The 12,639-nt window shown below is 57.3% G+C and carries 14 protein-coding genes; 5 read left to right on the forward strand and 9 right to left on the reverse strand.

From position 1 onward, the window contains the following. Nucleotides 1–3 precede the first annotated feature (3 nt). Nucleotides 4–648: a cAMP-activated global transcriptional regulator CRP gene (gene crp, locus ACM6I0_RS18825; protein WP_201116036.1), complete on the reverse strand. Its 645-nt coding sequence runs from the start codon at nt 646–648 to the stop codon at nt 4–6. A 233-nt stretch (nt 649–881) separates the two neighbouring features. On the opposite strand from crp, the gene ACM6I0_RS18830 reads away from it, so the two are divergent. Further along, complete coding sequence (locus ACM6I0_RS18830) at nt 882–1,304, forward strand: OsmC family protein (protein ID WP_007941657.1); 423 nt, start codon at nt 882–884, stop codon at nt 1,302–1,304. Between the two features lie 238 nt (nt 1,305–1,542). Further along, nucleotides 1,543–2,337, forward strand: coding sequence for an adenosylmethionine decarboxylase (speD, locus tag ACM6I0_RS18835; protein WP_414922991.1), 795 nt, complete (start codon nt 1,543–1,545; stop codon nt 2,335–2,337). A gap of 67 nt (nt 2,338–2,404) precedes the next feature. On the opposite strand, the gene coq7 is transcribed toward speD, so the two are convergent. The 6 genes from coq7 to hemJ form a co-directional block, all read right to left on the reverse strand. Then, a complete protein-coding gene (gene coq7 / locus ACM6I0_RS18840; protein ID WP_090179176.1) occupies nt 2,405–3,052 on the reverse strand; it encodes a 2-polyprenyl-3-methyl-6-methoxy-1,4-benzoquinone monooxygenase in 648 nt (215 codons plus the stop codon). 135 nt (nt 3,053–3,187) lie between these two features. Next, complete coding sequence (locus tag ACM6I0_RS18845) at nt 3,188–3,526, reverse strand: histidine triad nucleotide-binding protein (RefSeq protein ID WP_047534088.1); 339 nt, start codon at nt 3,524–3,526, stop codon at nt 3,188–3,190. 73 nt (nt 3,527–3,599) lie between these two features. Beyond that, nucleotides 3,600–4,388, reverse strand: coding sequence for an SDR family NAD(P)-dependent oxidoreductase (locus ACM6I0_RS18850; RefSeq protein WP_090179182.1), 789 nt, complete (start codon nt 4,386–4,388; stop codon nt 3,600–3,602). A gap of 62 nt (nt 4,389–4,450) precedes the next feature. Continuing rightward, the gene (locus ACM6I0_RS18855) at nt 4,451–5,428 is read right to left on the reverse strand and encodes a DUF805 domain-containing protein (protein WP_414922992.1); all 978 of its coding nucleotides are present in this window, start codon (nt 5,426–5,428) and stop codon (nt 4,451–4,453) included. A gap of 92 nt (nt 5,429–5,520) precedes the next feature. Beyond that, nucleotides 5,521–6,489: an NAD(P)H-dependent flavin oxidoreductase gene (locus tag ACM6I0_RS18860; RefSeq protein WP_285432588.1), complete on the reverse strand. Its 969-nt coding sequence runs from the start codon at nt 6,487–6,489 to the stop codon at nt 5,521–5,523. Nucleotides 6,490–6,516: 27 nt separating this feature from the next. Next, entirely contained in the window at nt 6,517–6,945 is a 429-nt protein-coding gene (hemJ, locus tag ACM6I0_RS18865; protein ID WP_090179192.1) for a protoporphyrinogen oxidase HemJ, read from the reverse strand. 135 nt (nt 6,946–7,080) lie between these two features. On the opposite strand from hemJ, the gene argC reads away from it, so the two are divergent. Both argC and erpA read left to right on the forward strand, forming a co-directional pair. Continuing rightward, nucleotides 7,081–8,115, forward strand: coding sequence for an N-acetyl-gamma-glutamyl-phosphate reductase (argC, locus tag ACM6I0_RS18870; RefSeq protein WP_414922993.1), 1,035 nt, complete (start codon nt 7,081–7,083; stop codon nt 8,113–8,115). A gap of 168 nt (nt 8,116–8,283) precedes the next feature. Next, nucleotides 8,284–8,634, forward strand: coding sequence for an iron-sulfur cluster insertion protein ErpA (gene erpA, locus ACM6I0_RS18875; RefSeq protein ID WP_007947969.1), 351 nt, complete (start codon nt 8,284–8,286; stop codon nt 8,632–8,634). A 67-nt stretch (nt 8,635–8,701) separates the two neighbouring features. Here erpA and ACM6I0_RS18880 read toward each other — a convergent pair whose 3' ends face one another. Together ACM6I0_RS18880 and ACM6I0_RS18885 are read right to left on the reverse strand one after the other, a co-directional pair. Then, nucleotides 8,702–9,793, reverse strand: a complete 1,092-nt coding sequence (locus ACM6I0_RS18880; protein WP_414922994.1) for an anhydro-N-acetylmuramic acid kinase — start codon at nt 9,791–9,793, stop codon at nt 8,702–8,704. A gap of 3 nt (nt 9,794–9,796) precedes the next feature. Further along, nucleotides 9,797–11,221 carry a peptidoglycan DD-metalloendopeptidase family protein gene (locus ACM6I0_RS18885; RefSeq protein ID WP_414922995.1) on the reverse strand — a complete coding sequence of 475 codons (1,425 nt, stop codon included), beginning with the start codon at nt 11,219–11,221 and terminating at the stop codon, nt 9,797–9,799. A 212-nt stretch (nt 11,222–11,433) separates the two neighbouring features. On the opposite strand from ACM6I0_RS18885, the gene tyrS reads away from it, so the two are divergent. Further along, nucleotides 11,434–12,633 carry a tyrosine--tRNA ligase gene (gene tyrS, locus ACM6I0_RS18890; RefSeq protein ID WP_285432585.1) on the forward strand — a complete coding sequence of 400 codons (1,200 nt, stop codon included), beginning with the start codon at nt 11,434–11,436 and terminating at the stop codon, nt 12,631–12,633. The last annotated feature ends 6 nt before the right edge of the window (nt 12,634–12,639 follow it).

The raw sequence follows: 12,639 nt of genomic DNA on the forward strand, positions 1-12,639 counted from the left end.
GAACTAGCGTGTACCGAAGACCACCATGGTCTTGCCTTTGACGTCCACCAGGTTGCGCTCTTCGAGATCCTTGAGTACGCGACCGACCATTTCACGCGAGCAGCCGACAATCCGGCCGATTTCCTGACGGGTCACTTTGATCTGCATGCCGTCAGGGTGAGTCATCGCGTCCGGTTGCTTGCACAACTCCAGCAGGCAGCGTGCGACGCGACCGGTCACATCGAAGAATGCCAGGTCGCCGACCTTGCGCGTGGTGTTGCGCAAACGTTGTGCGATTTGTCCGCTGAGTACGTAAAGAATGTCTGGATCTTGTTGGGACAGCTCACGGAATTTCGCGTAACTGATTTCCGCCACTTCACATTCGATCTTTGCCCGCACCCAGGCGCTGCGTTCCTGTTCAAGCCCCGCTTGTTCAAACAGCCCCAACTCACCGAAAAAGTCCCCGGAGTTCAGGTAGGCGATGATCATCTCGCGGCCGTCATCATCCTCGATCAGGATCGTGACCGAGCCTTTGATGATGAAGAACAGCGTGTCCGAGCGATCACCTGCACAAATGATGTTGCTCTTGGCCGCATAGCGACGGCGCTGGCAATGCATCAACAGCTTGTCGAGGTTCTTGATCTTGGGGGTTGGGGCAATAGCAACCATGGTTGTATCCCGAAAGGCTTCACGGTGTGTTTGGTTTTTTTATGAGTCGTTGACAAGGTTGCTGCAAAGCTGGCTATGCGCCAGCGAATTGGCGCCAGCTTAACAGACGCTTCCTGCATTTTTCGAGAAATTACCTACTGCCCGGAAGGTTATGCCCTACAAAGCCAGGGCACTGTCAATCACGGGCCCTGTGCTAAGCTGGCGACCCTTTTTTATACAGTGGAGTCTTGGCGATGAAGGCACGCATCCAATGGGCTGGCGAAGCCATGTTCCTCGGTGAATCCGGTAGCGGTCACGTCGTGGTCATGGACGGTCCGCCCGATGCCGGCGGTCGCAACCTGGGTGTCCGGCCAATGGAAATGCTCCTGCTGGGTGTCGGCGGTTGCAGTAATTTCGACGTAGTCAGCATCCTCAAGAAGTCCCGTCAGGCCGTCGAAAGCTGTGAAGCCTTCCTCGAAGCCGAGCGTGCGACCGAAGATCCGAAGGTCTTCACCAAGATCCACATGCACTTTGTGGTCAAGGGGCGCGGGCTCAAGGAAGCTCAGGTCAAGCGCGCGATCGAGCTGTCTGCGGAGAAGTATTGCTCGGCCTCGATCATGCTCGGCGCGGCCGGCGTAGCCATCACCCACGACTACGAGATCATCGAACTCGGTTGATGTGACATTCAACTATCATAAAAGCAGTGCAGAATCTGGCGATCTCAAGTTGACGTCTGCACAATGCGCCACTTTTTTCTGGGGCGTGGCCCGTCACCCGACAGGCCCCGCGCCCGAACAGATAACCAAAGTCGCCATCGCGAAGAGGTGTTAACCGTCCTACGCAGCTGCGTTGTTCGCATCTGACGGGCATGCTTGATCACGCGGCCCGGGCCGCATACATAGAGAGTCTTTAACGGTGAAAAGCAAACTCAAGCTCCACGGGTTCAATAACCTGACAAAGACCTTGAGCTTCAATATCTATGACATCTGCTACGCGGAAACCCCGCAAGACCAACAGGCTTACGTCGAGTACATCAATGAAGAGTACAACGCGAAGCGCCTGACGCAGATCCTCACAGAAGTTGTCGATATCATTGGTGCCAACATCCTGAACATTGCCAGTCAGGACTACGACCCACAGGGCGCCAGCGTCACGATTCTGATATCGGAAGAGCCGGTGACCCCGACTGAAAGCCAGATCGAAGAGTCCCCAGGCCCGTTGCCCGAAATCATCCTGGCCCACCTCGACAAGAGCCACATCACGGTGCACACCTACCCGGAAATCCATCCGGTCGACGGTATTGCAACCTTCCGTGTGGACATTGATGTGTCGACCTGTGGCGTCATTTCACCGCTTAAAGCACTCAACTTCCTGATTCACCAGTTCGATTCGGACATCGTGACTGTGGATTATCGCGTGCGCGGTTTCACCCGTGACGTTGAAGGCAAAAAGCACTTCATCGACCACGAGATCAATTCGATCCAGAATTACCTCTCCAAAGACACCCGCGGCGCGTACCAGATGACCGACGTGAACGTGTATCAGGAAAACCTGTTCCATACCAAAATGCTGCTGAAGAACTTCGAACTGGATAACTACCTGTTCGGCGATGCGACCAGCAGCCTGTCTTCTGAGCAGCGCGCTCAGGTGACCGACCGTGTGAAACACGAGATGTTGGAAATCTTCTACGCGCGCAATATGTCGAGCTAAGATTTTCGAGCACAAAAAAGGCGACTACCTCACGGCAGTCGCCTTTTTTCATGATTGTGTCTACAGGTCAGATTCGATAAGTGCTCTTGGTCATCACTTTGGCCAACAGACTCATCCCGAATTTCACCGGCGCCGGAAAACGAAATCCTCCCGCATCCAGCGCGCTTTCTGCGTGATGTTCTTCATCAATACGCATCTGCTCAAGAATGGCCCGGGACTTCTCGTCCTCGGCCGGAAGTTGCTCAAGGTGTTCGTTCAGGTGCTTGCACACTTGATGCTCGGTCGCGGCAACGAAACCCAGGCTGACCTTATCGCTGATCAGTCCGGCCACCGCGCCGATCCCGAACGACATGCCATAGAACAGTGGATTGAGAATACTGGTATGGCTGCCCAACTGGTGGATGCGTTGCTCGCACCAGACCAGGTGATCGATTTCTTCTTCGGCCGCATGTTCCATGGCTGCACGCACGTGCGGCAGCTTGGCGGTCAGGGCTTGCCCCTGGTACAGCGCCTGGGCGCAGACTTCGCCGGTGTGGTTGATGCGCATCAGACCGGCCACGTGCCGGGTGTCTTCGTCGCTCATTTGCGCATCCGGCTGAACAATCGCAGGCGACGGACGGTACGGTTGGCCACTGAAGGGCAGCAAGGTACGCATCGCGGCATCGGCTTGCAGCAGTAGACGGTCAATCGGCGAGTAGTGACGTTGGGTAGTCATGCTGACCTCCGGGAAGAATCTCGGCGGTCAGTTTAACCCAATCGGCCGGGGAAGGTTTGCGCTGGGTCATTGTGAAGCAGGCGCATTGCCAAGATCCCCTGTGGGAGCGGGGTTGCTCCCACAGGATGGCTGAAATCAGCCCGGCGGCCAGTGCATCTGGCGCTGGCCGAGCACATGCATATGAATGTGATAGACGGTCTGCCCGCCCAATTCATTGCAGTTCATGACCACGCGGAAACCGTCTTCGCAACCCAGCTCCTTTGCCAGACGCTGGGCGGTGAACAGAATATGCCCGGCCAGTGCCTTGTCGTCCTCGGTGAGGTCGTTAAGGGTGCGCACCGGTTTTTTCGGAATGACCAGAAAATGCACCGGCGCCTGTGGGGCGATGTCGTGGAAGGCCAGTACCTGGTCGTCCTCGTAAATGATCTTGGCCGGGATTTCCCGGTTGATGATCTTGGTGAACAGAGTATCCACAGCTGTTTTCTCCGTTGATTGGGCTGACCTGAGTGTACTCATGGGTTATCCCCGAGCCCAGCCCTGCCTTTTATCAGCGCGGGCAGTAGGCCTTGTTGACCATGCCGGCAATTGTGCGGTTCAACCAGCGAGAGCCGAGCCGCGGCAGAAAGGCGCGCCAGCGGTTGCCTCGACCCGGAATGATGATCGCGCGATCTTTCTCCAGGGCCCGTACGGTATACAACGCTACCTCTTCCGGGCTCATCAGCATTTTACTGTCGGCCAGTTTGCCGGTATCCAGTTGCGCCGTACGGAAGAACCCGGTGCGAGTCGGGCCCGGGCAAAGCACCGAGACCTTGACCGCACATTTCTTCAGCTCGACGCGCAACCCTTCGGAAAAGTGCAGCACATAAGCTTTGCTGGCGTAGTAAGTGCTCATCCACGGGCCGGGTTGGAATGCCGCCATTGAAGCGACGTTGAGAATCTGCCCGCCCCCCTGCAAGGCCATGCTGTTGCCAATGGCATGGCACAGGCGGGTCAGCGCCAGGATGTTCACTTCGATCAGGTCCTGTTCGGTCATCCAGTCCTGGGCCAGAAATGGACCGCAAGTGCCGATACCGGCGCAGTTGACCAGCAAATCGATTTGCCGGTCTCCTTCTTCCAGTTCCAGCAGGAACCCCGACAGCCGTAACGGTTCTCCAAGGTCGCAAGCGCGAAACAACACTTCCACGCCAAACCGTTGAGTCAGTTCAATCGCAATACTTTCCAGCTGATCACGCTGTCGGGCCACCAGAATCAGGCTGCGGCCGCGCCGGGCCAGCGCTTCGGCCATCGCCAGGCCGATGCCGCTGGAAGCGCCAGTGATCAGAGCGTAACGGGTCATGCAGTTCTCCATCGCAACAGCTCCGCGCCGGCGACGCAGGTGTCACGGGCGGGGAGCGCTGTTCATTCTTTTGCAGAGTCTACAGGGGCCGGGGCTTCTTCGGCTTCATCGTCTGCGGAATCGGGTACTTGTTCCGCCTCTGCGGCGGGCTCTACTTCAACGTCTTCGGTGGTAACCGAGCTGCTGTCATAGCTGGTTTGGGCCGCGTTTTCGTACTCGTTCTGGATGGCTGTGATGCCGCCCGCCAGTGCGCCAATAAAAATGAGCGCGATGAACACGACCCAAAGCGAAGACAGGACCTTGACCGCTGTGCTGTTGGGCGGAGGCGGCGCGCCATAGCGATTGGCAATGTTGGTGCCGGGCACGACCATGATGACCAGTGGAAAGAAGCTGCCCACGAACGGTACAAGGTTCAACAGCCAGAGCCAGCCGGACCAGCCGATGTCATGCAGGCGTTGGACACTGAACTGGACGCTGACGACCGCCAAGGCGATGAACAGGATAAAAGCAACCAGGCCCCCAAGAATAAGGCCTGCGGTGGAATCGGCGCTGATGATGGCAAAGGCGAAAATCGCCAATACCGAGCCGACGGCCAGCGTCACCAGCGTTAGCGCCATCGTCCAGGCGAGATAACGCAAGCGGCCGATGCGGCCTTCGATGCTGAAAGGCTTGAGCGTCGCGTAAGCGGGCAGGCTTTCGCCAACAGTGGACCGAGGCGGGGCGTACGGAGAAGCCGGGTCGGTGAAGACCGGCTGGCTGCTTGCGGGAGGGTGTTCGTGAGCGTCGGCCAGGTTCAGCTCGATGGACGGCTCGCTTTCTACCCGGGCATCAATGCCGGTTTTCTTCAGGGCCTGCAGGTAGGTTTGCGCGTCGGCGTGCGACAGGTCTTGTTTGAGCGTAACCGATTTGCCGGTGAACAGCCGTTCGACGGCTGCGACCTCGCTTTTGTACAGCGCGGCCAGATTCAGTTTGGCGGTTGTGACGTCAACACCTGGCAGCAAAGCGCCGTCGAATACGATCTTGAAACGGTTGTCGCTCATTGCGAGGCATCCTTGTCGCGAATAATTGAGTTTTAAGAGCTTGCGGGTGTTAAGTGTAAGGCCAGCCAGGGCGGGCTGGCCAAGCTTTCATTTCAGCGCGGCCAGCGTTTTGGCAACTGTGCTGCCAGTTCCAGTGCCTTGCGGTATTCGGCGTCCAGCCGTGCGACCAATTCATCGACACTGGGCAAATCGTCGATTTCGCCGACGCCCTGGCCTGCGGACCATACGGTCTTCCAGGCTTTGGCTTCATCGTTCAATGGTTTGAGCTTGGAGCCGAAATCCACTTCACCTTTGGCTTGTAGCGCCTTCATGTCGAAACCGGCAGCTTCCAGGCTTTGGCGCATGAAGCTCGCCGGTACACCCGATACCGCTGGAGTATGAATGATGTCAGCGGCTCTGGACGTCAGCAGCATCTCTTTGTAGGCGTCAGGGGCATGACTTTCAGTGGTGCCGATAAATCGCGTACCGAAGTAGGCCAAATCCGCACCGAGCAATTGTGCCGCGAGAATCTCGTGGCCATGGTTGAGGCAGCCGGCCAGCAGCAAGGTCTTATCGAAGAACTGGCGGATCTCGGCAATCAGCGAGAACGGGCTCCAGGTCCCGGCGTGCCCACCGGCGCCGGCGGCCACGGCGATCAGACCGTCGACACCGGCCTCGGCCGCTTTCTCGGCATGACGACGGGTTGTCACGTCGTGAAACACCAAGCCGCCGTAGCTATGGACGGCATCGACCAGTTCTTTCACGGCACCGAGGCTGGTGATCACGATCGGTACTTTGTGCTCGATACAGATCGCCAGGTCGTCTTGCAGTCGCGGATTGCTGTTGTGAACGATCAGGTTCACAGCGTAAGGCGCCGGGTTCTCCAGTGTCGCCAAGCCTGCTTCGATCTCTTCCAGCCAGGCCTTGAAGCCGCTGCTCTCGCGCTGGTTCAGCGCGGGAAAGCTGCCAACTACTCCATTCCGACAGCAGGCAAGGACCAGTTGCGGGTTCGAAATCAGGAACATCGGCGCTGCCACCACGGGCAATCGCAAACGTTGTTCGAGCAAAGCGGGCAGCGACATTGGAAGTACCCCGGTGAGTTGTGCTTTTTAGAATGGCCGAACGACGACCAGAATGACGATAGCCAGCAATATCAGAACCGGCACTTCATTGAACCAGCGATAAAAGACATGGCTGCGGGTGTTCTCGCCACGGGCAAAGCGTTTTACCTGTGCGCCGCACATGTGGTGGTAGCCGATCAGGATGACCACCAAGGTCAGTTTGGCGTGAATCCACGCGCCCGAACTGAAGATGCTTGGGTTAAGCCAGATCAACGCAATGCCGAAAATCAGGGTAGCGATCATCGCCGGGCCCATGATGGCGCGGTACAACTTGCGCTCCATGAGGCTGAAGCGTTCTTTGCTGACGCTGTCCTCGCTTTGCGCGTGATAAACAAACAGGCGCGGTAGGTAAAACAGGCCGGCAAACCAGCAGACCATGCTGACGATGTGAAGCGCTTTGAGCCACAGATAAAGCATTTTTAGTTATTCCCAGGTTCACGGTAGTCCGGATAGTAGAGGCTTGTTCGGCCACACGTCACCTAAGCGGTTGTCGCAGGGCCGCGCGGCCCCTATTATCGACGGCTTTCCAGTGGGTTCGTTGAGGGCAGGTTTATGGTCAAGGTCGGTATCGTCGGCGGCACGGGTTACACCGGTGTCGAACTGCTGCGTCTGTTGGCACAGCATCCGCAAGCAGAAGTGGTCGTGATCACTTCCCGATCCGAGGCCGGTCTGGCCGTGGCTGATATGTATCCGAACCTGCGAGGCCATTACGACGGCCTGGCGTTCAGTGTTCCGGATATCAAGACACTGGGCGCTTGCGACGTGGTGTTCTTCGCCACGCCGCACGGTGTTGCCCATGCGCTGGCTGGCGAGTTGCTGGCAGCGGGCACCAAGGTCATCGACCTGTCGGCGGATTTCCGTTTGCAAGACTCAGCTGAGTGGGCCAAGTGGTACGGCCAGCCGCACGGTGCGCCGGAGCTGCTGGAAGAAGCGGTCTACGGCCTGCCGGAAGTCAATCGCGAGCAGATCAAGGACGCTCGCCTGATTGCCGTGCCGGGGTGCTACCCGACCGCAACGCAATTGGGTTTCCTGCCATTGCTCGAAGCGGGTCTGGCTGACACCACACGTTTGATCGCTGACTGCAAATCCGGTGTGAGCGGTGCAGGGCGTGGTGCTTCGGTCGGTTCGCTGTACTCCGAAACATCGGAAAGCATGAAGGCCTATTCCGTCAAAGGTCATCGTCACTTGCCGGAAATCCGCCAGGGTCTGCGTCGCGCAGCGGGCAAGGACGTGGGTCTGACCTTCGTACCGCACCTGGCACCGATGATTCGCGGTATTCATTCGACGCTCTACGCCACTGTCGTGGATCGTTCGGTGGATCTGCAGGCGTTGTTTGAAAAGCGCTATGCCAATGAACCGTTCGTCGACGTAATGCCAGCCGGCAGCCATCCGGAAACCCGCAGCGTGCGCGGTGCCAACGTTTGCCGTATTGCCGTGCATCGTCCACAGGATGGTGATCTGGTGGTGGTGTTGTCGGTGATCGATAACCTGGTCAAAGGCGCGTCGGGTCAGGCGGTGCAGAACATGAACATCCTGTTTGGCCTGGATGAACGTCTGGGCTTGTCCCATGCGGGCATGCTGCCTTAAGGCGTCATCTCGCACAGCAAAAAGGCCCGTCTGACGGGCCTTTTTGTATTTCGGGCTGACAAATGTGTTGATTGATATACCGTAACAATAGTTGACCAATTTTCTAGGAGAAGCGGATAATGCGCGTCATCACGCATTATGGCGGCGTAACGCCGGGAGATAGTTAGCATGAGCGTCGAATCCTTCACCCCCACGGCTTTGCAATTCACCCACGGTGCCGCGCACAAGGTGAAGAGCCTGGTCGATGAAGAGGGGAATGATCGCTTGAAGCTGCGCGTATTCGTTACGGGCGGTGGTTGTTCAGGTTTTCAATACGGCTTTACCTTCGATGAAGAAGTGGCCGATGACGACACCATCGTCGAGCGCGAAGGTGTGAGCCTGGTGGTCGATCCGATGAGCTTCCAGTACCTGGCGGGTGCCGAGGTGGATTATCAGGAAGGTCTGGAAGGTTCGCGCTTCGTAATCAAGAACCCGAACGCCAGCACTACCTGTGGCTGCGGCTCTTCGTTCTCGATCTGATCGCGCTTCACGGCATTATCAAGCGCCGCATGGCCTCCGGGCTATGCGGCGTTTTGCTGTGTGGCGTTTATGCCGGGTAGATAGCGCCGAGCACCCTCAGGCCTCGGGCGCCAGTGACGCTTGGGCGATTGGCGGCAATGCCTTCCAGGCAGCAATGAGCCAACCAGGCGAAGGCCATGGCTTCGACCCAATCCGGGTCCACCCCGTGCGTAGCGGTGCTGCTGACCTTCGCATTCGGCAACAGGGTAGCTAAACGCTTCATCAGCGTAGCGTTGTGCGCACCACCGCCACAGACCAGCAGTTCCTGAGTGTCCGACTGGGCGTGTTGCAGTGACTCGATGATGGTCAGTGCGGTCAGTTCAAGCAGTGTTGCCTGCACATTTTCGGCGGAGAAGGTTGGCAGTTTCGAAAGATGCTGCGTCAGCCATGGCAAGTTGAACACTTCGCGACCGGTACTCTTTGGGCCTTTGGTCACGAAAAATGGATCACTCAGCAACTCATTCAGCAGGATCGGTTCGACCTTACCGCTGGCAGCCCATTGGCCGTCGCGATCAAAGTTTTCACCCCGCTGTTGGTGAATCCAGGCATCCAGCAGAACATTACCCGGGCCGCAGTCGAAACCGGCTACTGGCTTACCGGGTTCGATCAGGCTGAGGTTGCTGAACCCGCCCACGTTCAATACCGCGCGATTGCCTGCGTGCTCTTTAAACAATGCTTCGTGAAAAGCAGGCACCAGCGGCGCGCCTTGTCCGCCGGCCGCAACATCACGGCTGCGGAAATCGCTGACCACCGTAATACCGGTCAATTCAGTCAGTAGGGCAGGGTTGCCGATCTGCACGGTGAAGCCGCGCGCCGGCTCGTGGCGGATGGTCTGCCCATGACTGCCTATCGCGCGAATGTGTTCAGGTTTCAGGTTCTGTTGGACGAGGAGAGCGTGAATGCCCTGTGCTGCCAGTTTCACCCAGTTCTGCTGAGCGATGGCGGAGCGGGCGATCTCGTCCGGGCCGCTGGCGCACAAGCCAAGCAGCTCGGCGCGCAGGGAATCGGGCATGGGGGTGTAGTGCGTGGCGATTAGATTGATCGCTGGAGTCAGCTCGATCAGCGCAATGTCCAGGCCATCGAGGCTCGTCCCGGACATCACGCCTATATAGAACGTCATGGCTTAGCGCTTGCTCGAAGCGAGCATGGTGGCCTTCTCTTGGTCCATGCGTGCCATCAGTGGTTGGCTTTGAGCCAGGAAACGCGCGCGTTCAGCTTTGGCGATCGGATCGGCCATCGGCAGCTTCTGGCCCAGCGGGTCTACGTGCACGCCATTGACCTGGAACTCATAGTGCAAGTGCGGACCGGTTGAGAGACCCGTCGTGCCAATGTAGCCAATCACCTGGCCTTGCTTGACGTTGCCGCCAGTCTGCACGCCTTTGGCGAAACCCTGCATGTGGCCGTACAGCGTCCTGTAGGTGTTGCCGTGCTGGATGATCACGGTATTGCCATAGCCGCCACGACGACCCGCCAACAACACTTTGCCGTCGCCCGCTGCCTTGATCGGTGTGCCGCGCGGTGCTGCGTAGTCGACGCCTTTGTGGGCGCGGATTTTGTTCAGGATGGGGTGTTTGCGGCCCATGGAGAATTTCGAGCTGATGCGGGCGAAGTCTACCGGGGTGCGGATGAATGCCTTGCGCATACTGTTGCCATCAGCGGTGTAGTAGCTGCTGTTGCCTTGTTTGTTGGTGTAACGCACGGCGGTGTACGTCTTGCCGCGGTTGGTAAAGCGTGCGGAGAGGATCGGGCCGTTGCCGACAGCTTTGCCGTTGACGACTTTCTGCTCATAGATCACGTCGAACTCGTCACCCTGGCGAATATCCTGGGCAAAGTCGACGTCGTAGCCAAACACGCTGGCCATGTCCATGGTCAGGCTGTGGGACAGGCCGGCACGCGCGGCAGACTGCGACAGCGAGCTGTTGATCACGCCATGAACGTAGGCAGAACGTACGGTGGGCTTGGCGGTAATTCGATTGAACGTGTAGCCCTTGTCGTTCTTGGTCAAGGTGATGCTTTCGAGGTCGCTGACCTTGCTGTGCAAGTTGGTCAACTGGCCATCGGGGTTGAGTTCGAATTCGAGTTTCTGGCCGTGTTTGAGCTGGCTGAACTGCTTGGCCTGCTTGTCGCTGGCCAGGACTTCATGCACAGAGGAGGCAGGGAGCCCGACTTTCTCAAACAATGTAGAAAGCGTATCGCCTTTGCCAACGATCACTTCCCTGTGGTTTGGTGCCTTCTTCGTTTCGGCTGCGTGCGCAGGTGCCGGTGCGGCCTGGGCGGTTTCCTGAGTATCTTCTGCGCTGTTTTCGATCTGCGCGAAAGGGGAGACTGCTGGCTCATTTGTGGCTTGAACGGCTTCAGCAGCGTCTTGATCTTGTGTCAGTTGTTCTGCAGGGCTTTCCAGTTCAAGACTAAGGGTCGTCTTTTTGGCTTCTACATCACTGGAAGGGAATACCAGAAGCGCCAGACTCAATAGAGCGGCGATACCACTTGCGGCTAGCAGGTGGGTCTTCGGGTAAAGCGGGGGCGCTTTAGACGATTCTTTGGTCATAAGTAATTTTTGACTTTGAAAAAGATGAATTGGAAAAGATGAATGACATGATGAAGATGAAATAACTGTATAAAATATAACCAAATCATCTCTGAAGCAAGTCCGCGGACGCTCTGTCACCGGATTGGCGTCATTGCGCCGGCCAAACTTTGTATTTGACGCGTGATCTTGTATGGTTGGTTCCCTTTGAATTCGAGCCTTGCGGGTCTGTTATGAAGTCGGTTGAAGAGCAGCTAGCGCTGATTAAACGTGGTGCGGAAGAACTGTTGGTCGAGTCCGAGCTGATCGAAAAGCTCAAGCGTGGCCAGCCGCTGCGTATTAAGGCAGGCTTTGATCCGACTGCGCCGGATTTGCACTTGGGTCATACCGTGCTTATTAATAAGCTGCGCCAGTTCCAGGAGCTGGGGCATCAGGTGATCTTCCTGATAGGTGACTTCACCGGGATGATCGGCGATCCGAGTGGCAAGAGCGCGACGCGTCCACCGCTCACTCGTGAGCAGGTTCTCGAGAATGCCGAGACCTACAAGACTCAAGTCTTCAAGATTCTTGATCCGGCCAAGACCGAAGTGGCGTTCAACTCCACCTGGATGGATCAGATGGGGCCCGCGGACTTCATTCGCCTGACCTCGCAATACACCGTGGCTCGGATGCTGGAGCGCGACGACTTCGACAAGCGCTACACCACCAATCAGCCAATTGCCATTCACGAGTTTCTCTATCCGCTGGTTCAGGGCTATGACTCGGTTGCATTGCGCGCGGATGTTGAGCTGGGCGGTACCGATCAGAAGTTCAATCTGCTGATGGGGCGTGAGTTGCAGCGCGGCTATGGTCAGGAAGCTCAATGCATTCTGACCATGCCTTTGCTCGAAGGTCTGGATGGCGTGAAGAAGATGTCCAAGTCCTTGGGCAATTACGTCGGTATCCAGGAAGCGCCAGGTGTCATGTACGGCAAGCTGGTTTCTATTCCGGATGCCTTGATGTGGCGCTACTTCGAGTTGCTCAGCTTCCGTTCCATGGATGAGATCAATACGTTCCGTGCCGATGTAGAGGCGGGTGCCAATCCGCGCGATATCAAGATCAAGCTGGCTGAAGAGATCGTTGCGCGTTTCCATGGTGACGAGGCTGCGGCCAATGCCCATCGTGCAGCGGGTAACCGTATGAAGGAAGGTGAGTTGCCGGATGATCTGCCGGAGATCGAATTGACTGCGGCGGAAGACATGCCGATCGCTGCTGTCCTTAATAAGGCGGGCTTGGTCAAGAACTCGGCTGTCGCTCGAGATCTTCTCGGCTCTGGTGGTGTGCGTATAGATGGTGAGGTCGTCGATCGCTCCTTTATATACGTACTGGGCGCGACCCATGTTTGTCAGGCTGGGAAGAAGGCATTTGCGCGTATTACGCTCAAATCTGAATAAAGCTGA

Source organism: Pseudomonas sp. IT-P294, from assembly GCF_949767865.1.
In the GTDB taxonomy this organism is placed as follows: domain Bacteria; phylum Pseudomonadota; class Gammaproteobacteria; order Pseudomonadales; family Pseudomonadaceae; genus Aquipseudomonas.